Here is a 20820-nt window from a genome sequence, read left to right as displayed (position 1 = left end):
CTCAGGCGCCGAGCGCGGCGCCGCCGTCGACGCACAGGTCGTGCAGGGTGATGTGGCCCGCGCGGTCCGACACCAGGAACAGCACGGCGTCCGCGATGTGTCCGGGCTGGGCGATCCGACCGAGCGGGATGCCCGACCGGTAAGCCTCAAGCGAACCGGCGACGACCAGCCGCGGCCCGCTCTCATCCGTCCACATGGAACGCTGCATGGCGGTGTCGGTCGAGCCAGGGGACACGATGTTGCACCGGATCCCGTGCTCGGCCAGCTCCAGGCCGAGACACTTGGTGAACATGGTCGAGGCGGCCTTGGACGCGGCGTACGCGGCCATGTGCATGCGCGGCACCCCGGACGCGTTGGACGCGACGGTGACGATCGCGCCGGTCCCGCGCGCGACCATGCGCCGGGCGACGGCGCGCGAGACGTGGAAGACGCCGCTGGTGTTGACGTCGAACACGGTCTTCCAGTCGGTGTCGGCGAACTCGACCACCGGCCCCATCCGCAGCACACCGGCGACGTTGACCAGGATGTCCAGCGCCCCCAGCTCGCGCTCGGCCTGCTCGACGACGGCGTCCACGGCGGCGCTGTCCCGCACGTCCGCCGGGTACGCCCGGACGGCGTCCTCGTCGCGCGCCAACGCCTTGAGGCCGTCCACATTGGAATCGACGGCCGCGACCGCGGCCCCGTTGGCGGCCAACGCGCGCGCGACCGCCGCCCCGATCCCCTGCGCCGCCCCGGTGACCAGCGCGACCTTTCCCCCTAAACCGAGGTCCTGCATTACCCCTCCTCATTCGGTTTCCTACTGCCGTCCCCCATCGGGGTCGCAACCCCGCCATGCCATCCGCGGTTCTGGGACTCGTTCGCCTTCATGCCTGGCGGCGCAACGACTCCGACGCGGAAGCAACTTCGTCGACCACCGACCCGGCCGACTCACCCACAACAGTCCATCCACACCTCTTCCGCACCCCTGGACTACGGCGACTCAACGCGACTCAGTGGTCAGCTCCGCGGCGTCGTGGCCGAAGAGCCAGGAGCGGGCGCGCAGGGACCATTCGCCGCGCATGCGGGTGTCCCGGGTGGGGAGATGGGTGGGGTCTGCGACGTGGTGTTCTCGTTCGTTGTCGCGGATGAACTCGTAGACGCGTTCGGTGCGCAGGCGACGGACCGCCTCGTACTTGCGTATGGCCTCCGGGACTCCGCGCGCGGGCACGCCTCTCAGGTGGGCGGCGAGGGAGATGGCGTCCTCGATGCCCTGGGCCGCGCCCTGCGCGCCGAAGGGCAGCATGGGGTGGGCGGCGTCGCCGATGAGGGTGGTGCGTTCGCTGCTCCAGCGGGTGACCGGGGGGCGGTCGTGCAGGGCCCAGCGGGTCACCTCGGTCGGCGCGGCGAGCAGGGCCAGCACGGTGGGGTGCCAGTCGGGGTAGGCGGCCAGGAGGTCCGGCACGGAGCCGCGGGCGGACCAGGACTCGACGCGCCAGTCGTCGGCCGGGGCGCTGGCGGCGATGCTGAGGCGGGTGCCGCCGGAGACCGGGTAGCAGACGCAGTGTCTGCCGGGGCCCATCCAGATGCGGACGCGCGGTGGACCCGCCAGGGCCGGGACCGCGTCGGCGGGCACCAGCGCTCGGAACACGCTCTGCCCGGAGAACCTGGGCTCGTCGTCGACCAGCTGCGAACGGACCACCGAGCGGATGCCGTCCGCGCCGACGACCAGGTCCGCGGTGGCCGTGGAGCCGTCGTCGAACTTCAGCTCCACCTCGTCGCGCTGTTCGACGACGCCCACGCAGCGGCGGCCAAGGTGCAGGATGCCCTCGGGCAATAGTTCGAGCAATGCCTGGTGCAAGTCCGCGCGATGCACCGTGTAGTACGGCGCGCCATACTCCGTGACACACCGAGCACCCAGCTCGGTACGCGCCACCAACCGGTCCCCCTGCCAATCGCGCACCTCGATCGCGTCCGGGCGGACCGCCACCTGGTCGAGGCGACGGCCCAGGCCCAGGCGCAGTAACGGGCGGGTGCCGTTGGGCGAGAGCTGGATTCCCGCACCGATCTCGCGCAGGTGCCCGGTCTGCTCGAACACGTGGCAGCGCAACCCGTTGGCGCGCAGCGCGGCGGCGATCGTGAGCCCCGCGATGCCCGCGCCCACCACGGCGACGCGCAATGGTTCCCTCATCTGGTCCTCCGAGTGTCGCTGCTGGTCAGTGGTAGAGCAGGGCCTTGCCCCAGTCCTCGTCGGCGCCGAACAGGCTGCGCGGCTTGACCACGTCGTGCACCGCGGTCAGCACCCGCTCGGGCACCAACGTCCCCGGTTCGACACCCTCGACCGCGGCGCGGACCCCGTATTCGACGTGGATCGCGGCGGTGAGCGCGGCGGTCGCGGCGGCGCGGTGCCCGGCGGCGACCTCGATCTGCACGCGCAGCCGGTCGCGTTCGGCGCGGGCACGCCAGAACAGCACGCCGAACGACGCGGGCAGGCCGAACACCAGCTCCTCCAGCCTGTTCTGAGTGATCTTCGCGGAGCCCACCGAGTGACCGAAGGCGGCACGTCCGAATACCCGGACCGTGGGCAGGTGCCAACCGCAGGGGCAATCCGCGTAGCTGACCTCGACGTCGTCCGCCAGGTCGTAGCGGAGCAAGGGCATGGCCTCCCGGTACAACGGGGTCACGACCAGTCGGCCGATGCCCTCGCGCACGAGGTCGCCGGTGTCCGGCCGGTACACCTCGAAGATCGCCCGGTCGGCCCACAGGTGCAGGCGGCCGTGCGGGCACTCCCCCGCCAGGCTGCCGGTCTCGGTGGAGCCGTACTCCTCGATCACCGGCACGCCCCAGATCTCGCTGATCCGCGCGCGGCGGGCGGGGCTGAGCGGCTCGCCGCCGACGAACAACGCGCGCAGGGCCGGGAAGTCGCGGCCGGGCTCGTGCCCGGCGGCGCGCGCGGCGGCGGCCCAGATCAACGTCTCGGTGGGCATCGACCAGGTCAGCGTGACACCCAGGTCGTGCAGCACGCGCACGACCCGCGAGTACGGCATGGCCAGCGAGCGGTTGTCGCCGGGCACCACGGTAGCGCCGCGCAGCCGGGCGGCGGCCTGGGCCAGGTGACCGGTGATCATGAGCGCATACGGGGTGCGGACCAGGAACACGTCCGCTGGCGTGATGCCGATCCACTTGCGGGCGTACCGCTCGGCCAGGTCGGTCCAGTCCCGCTCGGTGTAATACGAGGGCGTCGGCGAGCCCGCCGTGCCGCTCGACTCGTGATAGGTGGCCAGGTCCGCCCGGTCCACCGCGAGCATGCCGAACGGGTAGTTGTCCCGCAGGTCCTGCTTGGTGGTCGGGGCCAGCGACTCGAACTCCGCGCGGGTGCTCGGGTGCGTGGCGCCGAGCCGGGCCCGGTAGAACGGCGAGCGGGCCGCCCATCGGAGCAGCTCGGGCAGCTGCCGGTCCTGCAGGTCGGATAATTCGTCGGTGCTGGCCCACTGCCCGATCTGCGGCAGCGCCGCACGGGTCAGTTCGAGGGTCATGGCAAATCCTCTCCGAGCAATCGGGTGGCGTTGTGCCAGGCGATCCGTTCCCAGGTGTCGGCGGCGAGGTCGAGCGCGGCGTACTTGGCCAGCTCGACCGACGGGTGCTGCAACGGGTGCTCGGCGGCGAACAGCAGCCGGTCCGGGCCGAGCCGTTCCAGCGCGACCCGCACCGTGAAACCGAACGCGCCGGACGTCTCCACCAGCACGTTGGGGCTCGCCGCGACCAGGTCGACCGCGTAGGTGTCGATCAGCCCCACGCCGAGGTGGCCGAGCACGAAGGTGACCTCGCGGTGTGCCCGCGCCAGCGCGACCAGGTCGGCCACGCCCGCGCCCGGCCGCGACAGGCAGACGGTGTAGACGGGGTGCCGGTGCACGCGCGCCACCTCCACGAGCGCGTGCACCCGCGAGTCGTTGAGCGGGACGCCGTGGACGGCGGGCGAGATCTCCACGGCCCGGAACTCCGCCGCGCGCGTCGTGTAGTGCTCGATCCCCCGGTGCGGGTTGGCGAAGAAGTACGGCACCAACCGCCCTCCGGCGGCCGAGCACGCGGCGAGCACGGCGTCGTTGTCGGCGTCGTCGGTGACGTGTCCGCCGACGACGAGCAGGCGCGACAGCGCGTCCAGCCCGACCACCCCGCCCGCCGCCACCCCGGCACGGCCGATCCCGCAGGCGTCCATGGTGGACAGCAGGTCGTCGGCCGCGCCGGGCCGGGGCGCGAGCCGGGCGTGGAAATCCAGTACCGGCCGCACGGTGCTCACTTCTCCAGGCAGAACTCGTCGATCGGGTAGCCGACGTGCCGGTCGGCGGTGGGCAGGTAGCCGAGCACCACGTCGCCGGGCTTGAGCTCGGTGCTGTTGAGCACCGAGCCACCCGGGCCGAGCACCCGCACGTGCCAGTCGTCCTGCAGGATCAGGTTGACGGTGCGCCCGTCGTCGGCGACCGCGTCGATGGACAGCAGCGGCCGGGACTCGATCTTCACCCGGCCCACGGTGACCAGCCGGGTCTGCCCCTTGACGTCCACCGCCAGCACCTTGCCGCCGGTGGTGAGCTCGCTGAGGTAGTTGGTGCGGCCCTCGCCGGAGACGGTGTAGGAGTGGATGGCGCCCGCGTTGACCCGGAACGGGCGGGTGGGCATGTAGGGCAGCGGGTGCGTCTCGCTGACGCACAGGATCATGCCCTTGGAGTGCGAGCCGACCAGGATGCCCTCGTCCTCGCGGAAGTGCGAGCAGGTGTCCACACAGGCCCGTTCGCCCATGCCGACGTGCGTGGTCCCGGTGACCCGCAGCTCGACCAGGTCCAGAGTGGACGGACGGGCCAGCGCGGCGGCCTTGAGCGCGGTGGCGTCGCCGACCTTGGCAGGCGCCATCAGCACACCGTCCGAGCCGTGCTCCAGCACGCCGAACACGATCTCGGCCTCCGCCACGTCGGCCACCGCGGTGATGATGCTGCCGGTGGCGCCGTCGGCGGCGGCCAGCACGATCTCCAGCGGGATCTTGGTGGGGTCGCGGAACAGCAGCAGGCTCCACCGCTCGTCCCGGGCGGCCACGCAGGCCTCGTCCAGGGTGGGCCGGTCGGTGATCTCCACGAACCGGCCGAACTCCACGCCCGGGTTGGCCGCGGCCGCCTCGGCGACGCCCGCGGTGCCCGGCCGGGTGACCACGACGTCCACATCGGACAGATCGGCGGGCACCGCCGCGCCGGTGTTCGGGAACAGGACCTTCTTGACCGTGGGCGGTAACCCGACCAGGTCCGCCGGGTCCGCCGCGACGATCCCGTCCACGCGCTGGTGCAGTGCCTCCTCCAGGACGGCCTGCTTGCCGGTGGTGATCGCGCGCACGTCGATCCAGCACAGTTTCACGCCAAGTCTCCTTGTCTCGGTTGGGAAAACGGTTCGCCGAAGTTCAGCTGGCCGTGGTGACGACCGGTTCGAGCCGACCGCGCTCGGCCGCGGAGTGCACCAGCCGGGCGATCCGGCGGGCCAGCCCGCCCGGGTCGGCGGCCTCGAAGATGTTGCGGCCCATGGCCACCCCGCTGGCCCCGCCGCGCATCGCCTCGTCCACGTAGGCCAGCACCTCGGCGTCGGTGGCCATCCGCGCGCCGCCCGCCACGATCAGCGGGATCGGGCAGCTGGCCACCACGTCGGCCATCTCCGCCGCGGTGCCGACGAACGGGGTCTTGACGATGTCGGCGCCCAGGTCGGCGGCCAACGTGGCGGCGTGCGCGACCAGCTCCGGATCGCGCGGGTTGGCGATGCGCGGGCCGCGCGGGTACATCATGGCCAGCAGCGGCACGTTCCAGCGGTCGCACACCTCGGCCACCGAGGCCAGGTCGCGGATCTGCCCGCGCTCGTCGGCCGAGCCGAGGTTGACGTGCACGCTGACCGCGTCCGCGCCCATCCGCAGCGCCTCGTCCACACCGCTGACCAGGTACTTCGCGTCCGGGTCCGGCGCGTGCACGGTGCTCGCGCTGAGGTGGATGATCAGCGACATGGCGGTGAAACGGGTGTGCCGGACGTGTCGGACGCTGCCCTTGTGCAGCACGATCGCGTCCACGCCGGTGCCCGCGAGACCGCCGACGAGCGCGTCCAGCGCGCCGGTGCCGCGCAGCGGGCCATCACTGATCGAGTGGTCCAGCGGCACCACCAGCAGCCCCTGGCCACCGTGCCGGTAGAGCCTGCGCAGCCTTAATTCGCGGGCGAAATGGTTGACGGACATGCGGATCCCCCCTCAACTGCCCGCCGACATGGCCAGGTCGGCCACCGGCTCGGCGGACTCGGTCTGTTCCAGGCCGAACTCCCGGTGCAGCAGCACCACCGAGTCGGCCACGTTCCCCTCGTGCACGGTCACCGAGGCACGCAGCTGGGAGGTGGACACCCAGCTGGTCGCGATGCCCGCGCGGGCCAGCGCGGCGGCCATCCTGGCCACGTACTCGGGGCGGTTGAGCAGCCCCATCCCGATCAGCGACACCTTGCCCACGGCGGTGTCCACCCGCACCTGGCCGCCGTGCGCCCCCGCCGCGGCCTCCAGGGCGGCGCGCACCTCGGGCACGTCGCTGCGCCGGATGGTGAAGCCCATCCGGAACTCGTCCTCGTCCGGCCCGGACCTGGCCACCAGGTCCACCGGCACGCAGTGCCGGGCCAGGATGTCCAGTACCTCCGCGGCCAGGTCGGTCCCGCCGCGGGACCGCACCAGCACGCGGGCGACATCGGTGTCGTGGGTGACGGCGACTACCGCACCGGTGGTTTCCAGCATCGGATTACTCCCCCGTGGAGCGACAATGGTTCCCGATTGATCCCCGACTGATGCGCGGACGTGCACCGGCACGCCCGCCATGGCGGCCAGCTCGACCGACCGGGAATGCAGTACCCGGGCACCCGCGAAGGCCATTTCCGCCATCACGTCCGGGCGGACGAACGGAATTTTTCGCGCGGTCGGCACAATTCTCGGATCGGCGGTGTAGATACCGTCGACATCGGTGTAGATCTCGCAGTCGCGGGCGCCGATCGCGGCCGCCAGCGCGACCGCCGTGGTGTCCGAGCCACCGCGACCCAGCGTGACGACGTCATCGGCGTCATCGACGTCGTCGGCACCGTAGGTGCCGACGGTGCCCTGGAACCCGGCGACCACGGCGACCGAGCCGCCTGCCAGGACCCGTTCGAGCCGGGTGGTGTCTATCTCGTCGATGCGGCCCGCGCCGTGACGGCCCGCGACCCGGATTCCCGCCTGCCTGCCGGTCAGCGACACCGCCGGGACGCCGAGCCCGCGCAGGCCGATGGCCAGCAGCGCCGCGCTGGCGCACTCGCCGGTGGCCAGCAGCTGGTCGAGCTCGCGGGCGTCCGGGGCGGTGCCGAGCGCGGCCGCCTCGCCGATCAGCGCGTCCGTGGTGTCGCCCCGGGCGGAGACGACGACCACGGTGGGCCTGCCGCCGGTGTGCGCGGCGGCGACCCGCCGGGCGACCCCGCGCACCCGGTCGAGTGTGGACAGCGAGCTGCCCCCGTATTTCTGCACCAGAACGTCGGTGACCATCCGAAGCCCCATCCCCATCATCGGTTGATCCGGACGAGCCGGAGTCCGCCTCGTGAAGCGATGCGGCAAGGCTGCTTGACGGGTGAACGGGGGACATCACCCGTTCACGCCATCTTGCGCACGCCAGGCCGGATGGCGGATCGTCGTGCGCCGATCGGGTGACACCATCGGGTGGTCCACCGACCGTCCAACCCGGACCGGAAGGAGCAACCGGACGGATTCCCCGGGTCGGCCGTGCATTTCGAGGACGACTCGTGAGTAAAAGAACACGGGCACCGGGAAACCGCGTAGGGCATTAACGCGGGACAGGATCCCGTGGAAGCGTGATACCGGCGCGGGCAACGGTCGGCAGGATCGTCACATCGGAATTCCGACGGGGGACGAGGAGCCTGCCGGTGAGAGAACAATCGCGTGAGCGAAACCCGGCCGGGGGCCGGGTGCTGGTGGTCGGCGCCGGTCCGGTCGGCTGCGTGGTCGCGCTGGAGCTGGCCCGGCACGGGGTGCCCAGCGTGGTCGTGGACCGGTCGACGGCGCCGCCGGTGTTCCCGAAGATGGACTTCATCAACGGCCGCAGCATGGAGCTGCTGCGCCGGTTCGGCCTGGTCGACCAAGTCCGCGCGGGCGGGGTGGACGGCGGACACGGCGCCGACTTCCACTGGACCACCGGCCTGGCCGAGCCGCCGGTCGCGGTCTGGTCGTACCCGTCGCCGCGCGAGCTGGCCGCGCGGGCGGCGGGCGTGCGCGACGGGTCCGCGCCGGTCGAGGTGTACCAGCGGATCCAGGGCACGGTACTGGAGGAGACACTGCGCCGGGCGGTCCGCGCGCACCCGCTGGTCGAGGTGCGCGAGGGCTGGACATTCACCGGGCTGTTCGAGGACGTCGGCGGCATCACCGCCACACTGCTGTGCGCGGAGACCGCGTCCCGGCACACGCTGCGGGCCCGGTTCCTGGTCGGCTGCGACGGCGCGAGCAGCGTGGTGCGCGGTTGCCTCGACATCCCGCTGGTGTCCTCGGGTCAGGGCAGCAGCCGCTGCTCGGTGTACTTCCGCTCGTCCGACCCGGTGCTCCGGGCACACGGCCGGGCCTTCGTCACGATCGGCAGCCGCGGCCTGACCCTGGTGTCCCGGGACGAGGGCGCGGTGTGGACCGCGTCGTTCCAGGTGCCCGAGGACGAGCCGTTCGCGGGCGACCCGATGGCGGTCGTGCGGGACAAGCTGGGCGTGGACTTCGCCGTGGACGAGGTGCTCAGCGTCGGGCAGTGGCGCGGCGCGCTCGCGGTGGCCGCCCGGTACCGGCGCGGGTCGGTGTTCCTGGCAGGCGACTCGGCGCACCAGTTCTACCCGTTCGGCGGGCACGGCGCGAACACCGGCATCGCCGACGGCGTCGACCTGGGCTGGAAGCTGGCCGCGGTGGTCAACGGCTGGGGCGGGCCGCGGCTGCTGGACTCCTACGAGGCCGAGCGCCGCCCGGTGGCGCTGTTCAACCGGGAGATGTCGGCCGACCTGCTGGAGGTGTGGCGCCGCTACACCCGGCTGGCCGCCGACGGCGCGACCCGCGAGCAGCTCGGCGGCCTGCTCGCCCGCGAGGCGTCCCAGGTGGACAACCCGGGTGTCCACTTCGGATACCGGTACGCCTGCTCGCCGGTGGTGGCGCACGAGGACGGCCCGGCGCCCGCCTGGCACTGGGACCGGATCACGCCCACACCCTGGCCGGGCGGGCGCGCGCCCGCGGTGCCGCTGCCGGACGGGACGGCGCTGTTCGACCGGTTCGGGACCGGGCTGACGCTGGTCGACCTGACCGGCCGCGACCTGGGCGCGGACCTGGCCAAGCGGGCCGCCGGGATGGGCGTGCCGGTGGACCACCTGGTGGTGGACGACCCGGACGTGCGCGCGGTGTGGGGGCACGGGCTGGTGCTGGTCCGCCCGGACCAGCACGTGGCGTGGCGGGGTGAGGGTGTGCCCGCCGACTGGGACGCGGTGCTGGAGCTGGTGTGCGGCCGGTGACCCGGCCGCCGGTGGAGGGGGAGGACGATGACGGACCTTGGCGCGCTGCTGGCCGACCCGCCCGCGGCGTTCGCGCTGTTGTACCGAGCCGGGCACGAGACGGTGGACGTGCTGGTCGGCACGGAGTCCACTGTGGATCTCCTGGCGGACCTGCCGCTGGCCGACGACGCGGCGAGCGGGGTGCCCCGGCAGGAGCTGCTCGCGCTGATCCCGTTCCGGCAGATCACCGAGCGCGGGTTCGACTGCCGCGACGACGGCGCGCCGATCCTGGCGCTGAGCGTGCGCGAGCAGTCCTGCGCCGGGCTCGCGGACGTGCTGCGACTGATCCCGGACATGCCGGTCGAGCTGGCGAACGCCGGGTTCGCCACGGATGACCCGACCTACGCGGACATCGTGCGCGGAGTGCTCGCCGACGAGATCGGCCGGGGCGCGGGGGCGAACTTCGTGATCCGCCGGGATTTCACCGCGGAGCTCCCGGACTTCTCCCCCGCCGCCGCGCTCGCGGTGTTCGCCCGGTTGCTCCGCGGCGAGAGCGGGGCGCACTGGGTGTTCCTGGTGCGGCTGGGGTCTCGGATGTTCCTGGGGGCGAGCCCGGAGCGGCATGTCAGCCTGGAGTCCGGGGTGGCGGTCATGAACCCGATCAGTGGGACCTACCGGTACCCGGGCGGGCGCCCGGAGCTGGACGGGGTGTTGGAGTTCCTGGCCGACCGCAAGGAAGCGGACGAGCTGTCGATGGTGGTCGACGAGGAACTGAAGATGATGGCGCGGGTCTGCCCCGAGGGCGGGCGCGCGCATGGGCCGTACCTGAAGGAGATGGCCCGGGTGGCGCACACCGAGTACCTCATCGAGGGCAAGTGCGCGGCAGACGTTCGGGAACTCCTACGGGAGACCATGTTCGCCCCGACCGTGACCGGCAGTCCGTTGGAGAACGCGTGTCGGGTCATCGCCCGGCACGAGCCGACAGGCCGCGGCTACTACAGCGGGGTCGCGGCGCTGATCGGCCGGGACGCCACCGGCGAGCGCACGCTGGACTCGGCGATCCTGATCCGCACCGCCGACATCGACCGCGGGCGGCTGCGCATCGGCCTGGGCGCGACCCTGGTCCGCGGCTCGCGCCCGGAGTCGGAGGCCGCGGAGACGGCGGCCAAGGCGGAGGGGCTGCTGGCCGCGTTCCGGGGTGGGCTGGCCCCGCGACCGGCCCACGCGGTGGCTCCGGTGGGCGCGCGCCCCGAGGTCCGGACGGCGTTGGCGGAGCGGAACACCACACTGGCGCGGTTCTGGCTCACGAACACCGCGACCACGCCCGTGCTGCGCGGCACGCGAGGGGTGATCGTGGACGCGGAGGACACGTTCACCGCCATGCTGGCCCACCAGCTGACCGCGCTGGGCGCGGAGGTCGAGGTGCGGCCGTACCGCGACCCGGGCGACCTGGACCACGCCGGGTTCGTCGTGGTCGGCCCCGGCCCGGGTGATCCCGGGGACGGGCAGGACCCGAAGATCGCCGCGCTGCGCCGGATCGTGCGTCACGCGCTGATCGCCCGGACCCCGATGCTCGCGGTGTGCCTGGGACACCAGGTGCTCTCCTCGGTGTTGGGGCTGTCGGTGCGTCGGAGAACCGTGCCCAACCAGGGCACGCAACGCGAGATCGATCTGTTCGGCCGACGGGAGTCCGTCGGCTTCTACAACAGCTTCACGGCTGTGTGCCCGGACCCGGCGTTCCCGACCAGGGACGGCCCGGTGGCGGTGAGCCGGGACGAGCGGACCGGGCAGGTGCACGCGCTGCGCGGCCCGGGGTTCGCCTCGGTGCAGTTCCACCCCGAGTCGGTGCTGACCCGCGACGGCCCGGCGATCCTCGGCGACCTGCTGGGGACCGCGCTCGGCACGACCACCCGCGGACGACGGAGGACGACGTGACCGCAGTTTCCTTACCGAGGACCCGGGCGCCGCGCGCGGCACGGGACTTCCTCGTGACCCACCTGCTCGACCCCGACCGCGGCGGCGCGCACGCCGCCACCGACCCCACCGGCGCCCGCCCGCTGGGCACCGAGCGCCGCCTGGTCGACCAGGCGAGCGCGGTGCTGGCCGTGGCCGCCCACCCAGGGCTGACCGCCGAGTTGGCGACCGCCGCCGCCGGCCTGGACGCGCTGGCCGACCGGCACGGCCACGCGGGCTTCCTGGAGGTCACCGACCGCGGCTGGACCCCGCACGGCGCCCAGCGCCTGCGCACCACCCGCTACCAGGTGCACGCCGCGACGGCGCTGCTGGTCCGCGCGCACCGCCAGGACGACGACCGGCTGCGCGCCCGCGCGGTGGACCTGCTCAACCGCTGCCTGAGCACCACCCGCGACGGCGTGTTCCCCACCGCGCTCACCGCGGACTGGCGGGACGCGGCCGTGCCCACCCCGTCCCGGCAGGCCACCGTCGCGGCGATCCGCGCGCTGGCCACCGCCGACATGCTCGGCGAGTCCGATGTGGACATCGACCCGCTGCCCGCGCTCACCCGCGAACTCACCGCGGCCGCGCGCCGGGCCATGGCCGGACCGGCGCCCGGCACCGTGCTCGCGGCGGAGGCGCTGACCCGGTGCGGCCCGCTGGCCCGGGTGGCGCTGGCCCTGGCGCACGCCGGGCGGCTGCTGGGCACCAGCGGTCACCTGGGCACCGCGTCGGCGCTGCTGGAGTTCGCGGCCACCCGCCTGCACGACCCGGTGCACGGCGGGTTCTGGGACCGGCCCGCGATCACCGGACCGGGCTACCACCCGTACCGCACCCAGCGGACCGCCGACGCGATCGACCTGCTGCAGGCATGCTCGGCCCTGCGCGCCACCGGCGGCACCGATCACGGCGTGTCGGTCCTCGCCAGGACCGCACTCGTGGCACTGGCCGACCACCAGCACGGCGGCTTCCACTCGGGCCTGGAACACATCGAGGGCGCGCCGGTCCTGTTGCGCCACAAATCGACCCACGTGCACGCCGCTCTCGCGCGGGTGCCCGACGAGGAGTTCGACCGATGAGCGGAGCACTGGCCACCGCCGCCACCTGGGCGGCCGCGCCCGCCGCGCAACAACCGCTGTGGCGGGCCCATCCCGCCTACGCCGACGCGCGCCGAACGCTGGAGCGAGCAGACCCGTTGATCGACCCAGCCGACCTCGAAGCATTGCGTGAGGCATTGGCGCGGGTGGCCACGGGTCAGGCTCGGGTCATCCAGGCAGGCGATTGCGCCGAGAGCTTCTACGAATGCACCGCCGAGCACGTCGGCGCCCGACTCGACGTGGTCGACGCCCTGGCCGATCGACTGCACGAGCGCACGGACGTCCCGGTGCTGCGGATCGGCCGGTTGGGCGGCCAGTTCGCCAAGCCCCGGTCCAAGCCCACGGAGCGACACGGGGACCGGACCATCCAGTCCTTCCGCGGGCACCTGGTGAACTCCGAGGTGCCCACCCGGGCGGCGCGCCAGCACGACCCGCGCCGCATGCTCTGGGCCTACGAGGCGGCAGGCCGGGTGCTGGACGTGCTGAACCGGCGTCGGACCGGCCACTGGGGACCCTGGTCGAGCCACGAGGCACTGGTCCTCGACTACGAGTCCGCCCTGCTGCGGGACGGCGACACCGGCCCCTACCTCGCCTCGACGCACCTGCCGTGGATCGGCGAGCGCACCCGGCAGCCCGACCACGCGCACGTGCGGCTGCTGGCGTCCGTGCGCAACCCGGTCGGGTGCAAGGTCGGACCGACCGCGCCGCCGGAGGAGGTCGTGCGGCTGTGCGGGCTGCTCGACCCCGACCGCGAGCCGGGACGCCTGGTGCTGATCTCGCGCATGGGCCGGGACCGGGTCGAGGACGCGCTGCCGTGCATCGTGTCCGCGGTGCGCCGGGCCGGGCACCCGGTGGTGTGGCTGTGCGATCCCATGCACGGCAACACGATCACCACCTCGACAGGCGTCAAGACCCGGCACCTCGACGCCCTGGTCGCGGAGGCCGCCGCGTTCCACCGGGTGCTGGCGCGCCAGGGCGTGCCCGCGGGCGGGCTGCACCTGGAGACCGCGGGCGATGACGTGACCGAGTGCCTCGGCGGCCCGGTCGGGTCCGAGGCCGACCTGGCCACCCGGTACACCTCGCTCTGCGACCCGCGATTGACCCGGGCCCAGGGCATCGAGCTCATCGACCGCTGCCTCTGACCAAGTCCGGGGCAATTCCGCAAAAACACCCCCCAGAGACACCGAGGGGCCCGACCGAACGACTCGGTCGGGCCCCTCGGTGTCCCGGGCTCAGCCGCCGTAGTGCTCGGCGGCGACCTTCTCCGCCCGCCGCACGTCCGCCACCGTCAGCTGCGGCGCGGGCTCCCCGAGCTGCGCGGGTCGACCGATGTCGATGAAGAACCGCTCCATGCCGCCCGGCGTGTAGATGCGGATCATGCGCGCGGTGGTGTCCCCCGCGTTCTTCCAGATGTGCTCGGTGCCGCGCGGCACGAACACGAAGTCGCCCGGCCCGATGGTGAAGTGCTTGCCGCCCGCCCACACGTCGAACCGCCCCTCCAGCACGTAGAACGACTCGTCGGCGTCGGCGTGCTGGTGCGGCGGCGGCCCGTTGTGCGCGGGGACCACGGTGTCCACCACGGCCAGCGACCCGCGGGTGTTGTCCCCGGTCGCCACGAACGTGTAGGTCGACATCTGCGGGCCCGCCCCGTCGACCAGGTCGACCGGGGGCTCCTCCGGCACCCACAGCGCGATGCCCTCACCCGCGCGCACCAGCAGGACCTCGGACTGCCCGGGTGGACTTGTCGGCTCGGGACAGGTCGTCGGCTCGGTATAGGTCGTCGGCTCGGTAAAGGTCACAGCGACACCTCCGGCAGAGATCGGAAGACTGAACCTCTCCAGCTTTGGCCGGCGGGCCCCGCCGCGTCGTCCCGGCTTTGCGGGATGTTGCGCGCCCGCCCGCGGCCCGCCGCGCCGCCGGAACCGGCGCGCCCGCCGCCGATGATCCCTTGAACACGGGATGTGGCCGACCCCGCACCGCCGGAAACATCGACATCGACACCGAGCCCCACCGCCGGACGACGCGCGGTGCGGGCCCCGACGGTTAGGGAGCAGCTGGATGAGTACTACCCAGGTGGATCCGGCCGCCACGGCCGCGACCACGCGCAGTCCGTGGCGGGTGTTCGGCCTGCTCGCGGTGGTCCAGTTCATGGTGGTCCTGGACGCGGGCATCGTGTACGTGGCACTGCCGTCCATCCAGCGCCAGATGGGCTTCAGCCCGGCCGGGCTGGTCTGGGTGATGGACGCCTACATGCTCGCCTTCGGCGGGTTCATGCTGGTCGGCGGCCGGGCCGCGGACCTGCTCGGGCGCCGCCGGGTGCTGCTGGCCGGGCTGGCGCTGTTCGCGCTGGCGTCGCTGGCCTGCGGGCTGTCCACCCAGCCGTGGCAGCTGGTGGCCGCGCGCGCCGCGCAGGGCCTTGGCGCGGCGATCATCTCGCCCGCGGCGATGGCGCTGGTCACCGACATCTTCCCGGAGGGCCCGGCGCGCTACAAGGCGCTGGGGATGTTCGGCGGGATCGGCGGCGTCGCGGGCGCCACCGGCACCCTGTTCGGCGGGCTGCTGACCTCGATCGGCTGGCAGTGGACGTTCCTGATCAACGTGCCGGTGATCCTGGTCGTGCTGGCCATCGGGGTCCGGGCGCTGCCCACCGGCGCGCCGCACGCCACCGGCGGGGTCGACGTGCTCGGCGCGGCGGCGGGCGTTGGCGGCCTGTGCGTGCTGCTGTTCTCGGTCCTGCGCTTCGGCACCGAGGGCGCGAGCACCTCGACACTGCTGGCCCTGGCCGTCGCGGTCGTGCTGCTGGGCGCGTTCGTGGCGCGACAGCTGCGGGCGAGGTCGCCGCTCATGCCCCGGATGCTGTTCCGGCTGCGCAACGTGGTGCTGGGCAACCTGGCCAACACCGCCGTCGGCGCGCTGATGTTCGGCACCTTCCTGGTGGCCACGCTGAACGTGCAGCTGGCCAGGGAGCTGAGCCCGCTGCAGGCGGCGTTCGCGATCATCCCGGTCAGCGTCGCGCTGTTCCTTGGCTCGCAGGTCACCATCCGCGCCTTCGGCAGGCTCAACCCGGTCGACGCGCTGGCCGCAGGCCTGGTGCTGCAGGCGCTGGCACTGGCGCTGTGGGCGGCCGTGCTCGACCCGGCCGACGGCATCGTGCTCTCGTTCGTGGTCCCCGGCGTGCTGTGGGGCTTCGGCCTCGGCGCGGCCATCGTCGCCGCCTTCGTGGTGTGCACCAGCGGACTGCGCGGCGAGGTGGCGGGCGCGGCGTCCGGCCTGGTCAGCACGTCGCTGCAGGTGGGCGGCGCGATCGGGGTGGCGGTGCTGGGCGCGGTCGCGAACACCCGCACCGGCGCGCTGGCCGCGGGCGGCGCGACCCGGCCGGAGGCGCTGTCCGGCGGGCACGCGGTGGCCCTGTGGGTGACCGTCGGCATCGCCGCGGTGGCCGTGCCGGTCGTCGTCTGGCTGCGCCGCACCTGGCAGCCCCCGGCGCCGCACCACTGAGCCACATCACGCGAACACGCCATGTTCGCCCCCGGATTCCCAGAGAAGAAGAATCGAAAGGAACACACCGTGACCACCCTGGAGAACCTCACCGAGCACCTGGTGCTGGAACGCTCCGCGCAGGACCTCCTGTTCCGCGAGGCGCGCACGGCCAACGCGTTCACCGACGAACCGGTCACCGACGAGCAGGTCCAGGCCATCTACGACCTGGTCAAGTGGGCGCCGACCTCGTTCAACCAGCAGCCGCTGCGGGTCAAGCTGATCCGCTCCGAGGGCGCCCGCGCCCGGCTGGTCGAGCACATGTGGGACAACAACAAGCAGAAGACGGCCTCGGCGCCGCTGGTGGCGGTCCTCGCCGCGGACGACGACTTCCACGAGAACCTGCCGACCCAGTTCCCGTTCTTCCCCGAGGCGAAGGACGCGTTCTTCGGCGACCCGACGGTGCGCGCCGAGTCGGCGACGCTGAACACCGCCCTGCAGGTCGCCTACTTCATCCTGGGCGTCCGGGCGGCAGGCCTGGCGGCCGGGCCGATGTCCGGCTTCGACGCGGAGAAGGTCGCCGCCGAGTTCTTCCCGGGTGGCAAGCACCGCGCGCTGGTCGTGGTGAACATCGGCAGGCCGGGCGAGAACGCCTGGTGGGGCAGGCTGCCCCGGCTGGAGTACGACGAGGTCTTCAGCACCGAGTGACCCGACGGGATCGGCGGCGCGGGGACCGACCCCGCGCCGCCGATTTCTCTTTCGTGCCAGTCGGATCAGGTACGCGCTATCGGCGGATCCTGCTCCATCACCCATCGGGTCAACGAGACCCGGCTGGACATCCCGAGCTTGGCGAAGATGTGCCGCAGATGACTGTCCACGGTGTGTCGCGACAGGAACAGCTCGGCCGCGACCTCCCGGTTGGTCTTGCCCCGGGCCACCATGTGCGCCACCCGCAGCTCCGACTGGGTCAGCGGTGTCCCGTTGTTGCCCGCCGAGCGGGCCGCGTCCGGTTTCGACCGGCGGCGGACACCCAGCTCGGCCAGCGACCGCTGCACCCGGTCCAGGTCGAAGCGGGCCGTGGCGGTGGTGTAGGTCGTGGCCGCCTCCTCCAGCAGCGACACCGCCGCCTTCCGGTCCCCCGCCGCGTGTTCGGCCAGCCCCGCGTCCTCCACCGCCAGCGCACGGGCCAGCACCCGCGGGCTGTCCTCGTACTCCGCGACCGCCGCGCGCAACGCGTCCAGATCGCCCCGGAGCAGACCCCTGGCATGCGCCGCGGCACCCGCCAGCGACGAGATGCCCTGGTTGCCCTCGGCCAGCTCGGCCAACGCGGCCGCCACGACCTCGGCCTTGTCCCGGGCACCGGTGCGCAGGGCCAGCCGCACCAGCTGCGGGCCCGCGCCCGGGTCCTGGGTCAGCACCAGCAGCCGGTCCGGCAGCGCGGTGAACAAAGTGGACAGTGTCTCCATCGCGGCCTGCGGCTGCCCGCCCGCGTCCTGGTAGAGCGCGAGCCGCCAGGACAGGTCCTCCAGCCGGGAGCCGACGCCGTCCAGGGTGAGCCGCTGGGCGCGGTCGAGGTAGCCGCCCGCCGCGACCAGGTCGCCCCGGCGGACCGCCAGGTGCGCGAGGGTGCCGAGCAGCGGCACGCTCAGCGCCATCGCGGTGAGCTGGTCGGCGATCCGGACCCCCGCCTCGGCCTCGGCCTTGGCGTCCTCCAGCATGCCCTTCGCCGCCCACAGCTCGGCCTGGTAGTAGTGCCAGAGCGGCTGCGACCAGGCGGTGCCCAGCTGTTCGGCCTCCCGGCGGCCCACCTCGTACACCGCGGCGGCCTCGGTGAACCGGTCGGCGGCGGAGAGCGCGTGGCCGAGCCAGAGCCGCGGGTGGCGGTGCCGGGCCTCGCCGCCGACCTCGTCCGCGGTCTGCACCGCCTCGTGCGCGCGCTCGACCGAGGCACCGATATCCCCGCGCACCAGCTCGATGATGCTCTGCGCGGCGGTCGCGTGCACCAACGCGGCATGCGCCTCGGCTGTACGCGCGCAGACCACGGCGTCCGCGGCCGCGCGCGAGGCGTCGCGCACGTCGCCGGTGTTGACCAGGGCGTGCGCGCGGGTGGCGTAGGCGTGCGCGCGGACCTCGGCGGGCGTGCCGCGGATGTCGAGCACGCGGCCGGTGTACTCGACCACGGCCGCGTCCTGCCCGGCGTGCTTCAACGCCTCCGCCAGGCCCATCAGCAGCGCCGACTCGGTGGCCGAGTCCATGCCGGTGCGCAGCGCGGTCTCGCCGAGGTCGCGGGCCTCGGCGAGCCTGCCGACGTTGGCCAGCAGCCGGACCGCGTCGGCGACCAGGCCGGGCCGGGTCACGTCGTCGGTGTCGAGCAGGCCGAGCGTGCGGGTGATCAGGTCGGCCGCCGTGCCGGGCGCGGTCGGCGCCACCCTGGCCACCGCCTGCTGCACGACCGTGACCGCCTGCCGGTTGCCGCGCGGTCCACACCGCACCAGGTGCTCGGCGATCTCCATCGGCGAGCGGCCCTCGGCCTCCAGCACCGCCGCCGCCTCGCGGTGCAGCACCTGGCGGACCGGACCGGGCAGGTTGTTGTAGACCGCCTCGCGGATCAGGTCGTGCCGGAACGCCAGATCGGTGCCGCAGTCGACCAGCACGTCCAGCCGGATCGCCTCGTCGGTGGCGGTCACCAGGTCGATGGGACGGCGACCGAGCAGCCGCGCGGCCTCGTGCACGGTGAACGGTCTACCCAGGACACTCCCGGCCTCCAGCAGCCTGCGCACGTCCTCGCCAAGGCCGCGCAGCCGGTACTCCACCGAGGTGAGGAAGCTGGGCGGCAGGTCCCGCACGACCGCGGTGGCGGTGTCGCCGCTGACCAGGATCTGGCCGCGGTCGCGCAGGGACACCAGCACCTCCTCGATCAGGAACGGGTTGCCGCCGCTGCGACCCGCGAGCGCGAGCACCGTCGGGTCGGGACGGGCACCCAGGACGTGGGCGCAGATGTCGGCCACCGCGCCGTCGTCCAATGGACCGAGGACGACGCGCGAGCACCCCGACTCGATCAGTCGGTGCACCACGTCCTGTCCGGTGGTGCGGGCGGGCATCGGACGTCGGGCCAACAACCAGACGACCGGCGAGCTCGACAGCGACGGCACCAGCAGCCGCAGCGCCAGCGCGGTCAGCTCGTCGGCCCATTGCATGTCGTCCACGACGATCAGCAGCGCGCGGCCGGTGACGTACTTCTGCACCAGCTCGTCGAGCCGGTCAACCAACCAGAACCGGCCCGCCGCCGGGTCACCCAACTGGGCGATGTCGGCCAACACGGGCGGGTCGCTGCTCTTGAGCGCGGTCAACAGCGCGGTGAGCGGGGCGACGTTGTCCAGTTCGGTCGCCCGGCCCGCGGCCACCGCCATGCCCAGCGCCGCGGCCTCCGCGCAGGCGGCCGCGAGCAGCCTGCTCTTGCCGATGCCCGCGGGGCCCTCCAGCACCACACAGGCCCCGGTCCCGTCGGCCGCGGCGGCGAGCACCCGGCTCAGCTCGGCGCGTTCGGCACCCCGACCGACCAGCGGTGTCGAGTTCGGTCCCACGTGGCCACCCCCCTGTACCAATGTCGGGCCTGCGTGCGCCCGCCTGGACCCGAGTTATCGAACCGTGACCAACGAGCCGGGGCAGCCTATCGGCGCCGCACCAGTGTCGCACCCGGATAGCCGGAAATACCCCCGGCGCGCGGTTCACGGGGGGTGAGAACCGCGCGCCCGGGGTCCGTTTCCCGCGCAGGCACAGGGAGTTTCGCTGGGACACCCGACGCGGGGGTGGGATCGTCCGCCCCTGGGAGGTATTCCCGACCATCGGGGGAATGGCGGGAATTCCGATCAGAGCGAATCGATCAGTTTGTGCGCCCAGGCCGGGTCATAGTCGTCCAGCCGGGGGAAACCGAGCGGCGGACGATTCGTCCAGTGGTATACGACACCCGGGTTGTGCTCGGCGTACCCGTTGGCGGCGAACAGGTGCGGGCTGCCCTGCACCGAGGGCCCCTGGGCGATCCTCCAGTCCCGGTACACCTCGGCCCGGCCCGCGCCACGCGCGATCGCCTCGGCCAGCGCCTCGGAGTTCACCGAGGGGCATTCCTTCGCGACGTCCAGGATCACCGACGGGATGCTCACACAACGCTGGTCGGTGTAGAAAGCCTTGCGCAGCGCGGCATCCAGCTCGTCACTCGCCACCAGCCCACCCACCTCGGCCGACTTCGCCGCCTGCACGGCCTCCATCGCGGGCAGCATGGTGACCGGGTACGTCGACTCGGCCGCCGCCCACAGCCGCCAGCCCACCTCCGGGCGGTGCCCGGCGATGGTGACGATCTCCGCGTCCAGGATGTGCTTGGGGGTGGGCATCTCGTTGAACAGCTCCAACGGGAACACGCGGTGGTCGATCAGTACCGTCTCGGCGCGCTCGGTGGCGACGGTGCGGAGGGTGTGCAGGGCGAGGGTGGCCCAGGGGCAGCCCAGGTCGGACCACACGGTGACCGTGCGGGCGGCTGGGTTGACGGTCTCGTCCGAACTCAAGGTGCTCTCCTAGTGTCCTGGGCTCTGGTCCCATGATCTCCCCGTCTCGCGGGGGACGCATCACGTCTTTGCGGGATGTATTGGCCTGCTGTGTTTGTTGGCTCGGCTTCGCCTCGCGGCGGGATCGCCTTCAGCCGGTCTCTTCCCACCCGATCCCACTCGGCCCTGGGGGCCTCCTGGGATCGGGTGGGAAGAGACCGGCGCGATCCCGC

General features: G+C 73.0%; 16 protein-coding genes. 6 read left to right on the top strand and 10 right to left on the bottom strand.

Annotated features, from left to right (window positions below; genetic code table 11):
• Position 1: 1 nt before the first annotated feature.
• The 7 genes from C503_RS0128095 to C503_RS41175 form a co-directional block, all read right to left on the bottom strand.
• Positions 2–775, bottom strand: a complete 774-nt coding sequence (locus C503_RS0128095; protein ID WP_018685553.1) for a 2,3-dihydro-2,3-dihydroxybenzoate dehydrogenase — start codon at positions 773–775, stop codon at positions 2–4.
• A gap of 204 nt (positions 776–979) precedes the next feature.
• A complete protein-coding gene (locus C503_RS0128090; RefSeq protein ID WP_018685552.1) occupies positions 980–2167 on the bottom strand; it encodes an FAD-dependent monooxygenase in 1188 nt (395 codons plus the stop codon).
• A 25-nt stretch (positions 2168–2192) separates the two neighbouring features.
• Positions 2193–3512 (bottom strand): AMP-binding protein, encoded by a 1320-nt coding sequence (locus C503_RS0128085; protein WP_018685551.1) that lies wholly within the window; start codon positions 3510–3512, stop codon positions 2193–2195.
• Positions 3509–4273: an amidohydrolase family protein gene (locus C503_RS0128080; protein WP_018685550.1), complete on the bottom strand. Its 765-nt coding sequence runs from the start codon at positions 4271–4273 to the stop codon at positions 3509–3511. The genes C503_RS0128085 and C503_RS0128080 overlap by 4 nt, the downstream gene beginning before the upstream one ends.
• Complete coding sequence (locus C503_RS0128075; protein ID WP_018685549.1) at positions 4270–5373, bottom strand: 3-dehydroquinate synthase II; 1104 nt, start codon at positions 5371–5373, stop codon at positions 4270–4272. Before C503_RS0128075 ends, C503_RS0128080 begins: the two co-directional genes overlap by 4 nt.
• 43 nt (positions 5374–5416) lie before the next feature.
• Positions 5417–6229, bottom strand: a complete 813-nt coding sequence (locus C503_RS0128070) for a 2-amino-3,7-dideoxy-D-threo-hept-6-ulosonate synthase (protein ID WP_018685548.1) — start codon at positions 6227–6229, stop codon at positions 5417–5419.
• A 12-nt stretch (positions 6230–6241) separates the two neighbouring features.
• Positions 6242–7540 (bottom strand): aspartate kinase, encoded by a 1299-nt coding sequence (locus C503_RS41175; RefSeq protein ID WP_018685547.1) that lies wholly within the window; start codon positions 7538–7540, stop codon positions 6242–6244.
• A 395-nt stretch (positions 7541–7935) separates the two neighbouring features.
• Between C503_RS41175 and C503_RS0128055 the strand changes: the two genes are divergently transcribed.
• From C503_RS0128055 to C503_RS0128040, 4 genes are read left to right on the top strand one after another with little or no spacing between them, the layout of a single operon-like run.
• Positions 7936–9543, top strand: a complete 1608-nt coding sequence (locus tag C503_RS0128055; RefSeq protein WP_245572603.1) for an FAD-dependent monooxygenase — start codon at positions 7936–7938, stop codon at positions 9541–9543.
• Between the two features lie 27 nt (positions 9544–9570).
• Complete coding sequence (locus tag C503_RS0128050) at positions 9571–11457, top strand: phenazine-specific anthranilate synthase component I (RefSeq protein WP_018685545.1); 1887 nt, start codon at positions 9571–9573, stop codon at positions 11455–11457.
• Complete coding sequence (locus C503_RS0128045) at positions 11454–12554, top strand: hypothetical protein (protein WP_156893576.1); 1101 nt, start codon at positions 11454–11456, stop codon at positions 12552–12554. Before C503_RS0128050 ends, C503_RS0128045 begins: the two co-directional genes overlap by 4 nt.
• Positions 12551–13714: a 3-deoxy-7-phosphoheptulonate synthase gene (locus C503_RS0128040; RefSeq protein ID WP_018685543.1), complete on the top strand. Its 1164-nt coding sequence runs from the start codon at positions 12551–12553 to the stop codon at positions 13712–13714. The genes C503_RS0128045 and C503_RS0128040 overlap by 4 nt, the downstream gene beginning before the upstream one ends.
• Positions 13715–13804: 90 nt before the next feature.
• On the opposite strand, the gene C503_RS46980 is transcribed toward C503_RS0128040, so the two are convergent.
• On the bottom strand, positions 13805–14371 hold the full coding sequence (locus C503_RS46980; RefSeq protein ID WP_018685542.1) for a cupin domain-containing protein: 567 nt from the start codon (positions 14369–14371) through the stop codon (positions 13805–13807).
• Positions 14372–14630: 259 nt separating this feature from the next.
• On the opposite strand from C503_RS46980, the gene C503_RS41165 reads away from it, so the two are divergent.
• Positions 14631–16070: an MFS transporter gene (locus C503_RS41165; protein WP_063710851.1), complete on the top strand. Its 1440-nt coding sequence runs from the start codon at positions 14631–14633 to the stop codon at positions 16068–16070.
• A 69-nt stretch (positions 16071–16139) separates the two neighbouring features.
• Positions 16140–16757, top strand: coding sequence for a malonic semialdehyde reductase (locus C503_RS0128025; RefSeq protein ID WP_018685540.1), 618 nt, complete (start codon positions 16140–16142; stop codon positions 16755–16757).
• Between the two features lie 65 nt (positions 16758–16822).
• Here C503_RS0128025 and C503_RS41160 read toward each other — a convergent pair whose 3' ends face one another.
• Complete coding sequence (locus C503_RS41160; protein ID WP_018685539.1) at positions 16823–19633, bottom strand: ATP-binding protein; 2811 nt, start codon at positions 19631–19633, stop codon at positions 16823–16825.
• A 285-nt stretch (positions 19634–19918) separates the two neighbouring features.
• Complete coding sequence (locus tag C503_RS0128015) at positions 19919–20608, bottom strand: DsbA family oxidoreductase (protein WP_018685538.1); 690 nt, start codon at positions 20606–20608, stop codon at positions 19919–19921.
• Positions 20609–20820: the final 212 nt, after the last annotated feature.

The organism is Actinokineospora enzanensis DSM 44649, from assembly GCF_000374445.1.
Lineage (GTDB): Bacteria > Actinomycetota > Actinomycetes > Mycobacteriales > Pseudonocardiaceae > Actinokineospora > Actinokineospora enzanensis.
This window is presented reverse-complemented; position numbering and strand designations above follow the sequence as displayed.

What these genes read in the sequence shown, in the direction of transcription:
- C503_RS0128085 (WP_018685551.1), bottom strand. Translation starts at nt 3,512, where the DNA reads ATGACCCTCGAACTGACCCGTGCGGCGCTGCCGCAGATCGGGCAGTGG.
- C503_RS0128095 (WP_018685553.1), bottom strand. Translation starts at nt 775, where the DNA reads ATGCAGGACCTCGGTTTAGGGGGAAAGGTCGCGCTGGTCACCGGGGCG.
- C503_RS0128050 (WP_018685545.1), top strand. Translation starts at nt 9,571, where the DNA reads ATGACGGACCTTGGCGCGCTGCTGGCCGACCCGCCCGCGGCGTTCGCG.
- C503_RS41165 (WP_063710851.1), top strand. Translation starts at nt 14,631, where the DNA reads ATGAGTACTACCCAGGTGGATCCGGCCGCCACGGCCGCGACCACGCGC.
- C503_RS0128070 (WP_018685548.1), bottom strand. Translation starts at nt 6,229, where the DNA reads ATGTCCGTCAACCATTTCGCCCGCGAATTAAGGCTGCGCAGGCTCTAC.
- C503_RS0128090 (WP_018685552.1), bottom strand. Translation starts at nt 2,167, where the DNA reads ATGAGGGAACCATTGCGCGTCGCCGTGGTGGGCGCGGGCATCGCGGGG.
- C503_RS0128040 (WP_018685543.1), top strand. Translation starts at nt 12,551, where the DNA reads ATGAGCGGAGCACTGGCCACCGCCGCCACCTGGGCGGCCGCGCCCGCC.
- C503_RS41175 (WP_018685547.1), bottom strand. Translation starts at nt 7,540, where the DNA reads ATGGTCACCGACGTTCTGGTGCAGAAATACGGGGGCAGCTCGCTGTCC.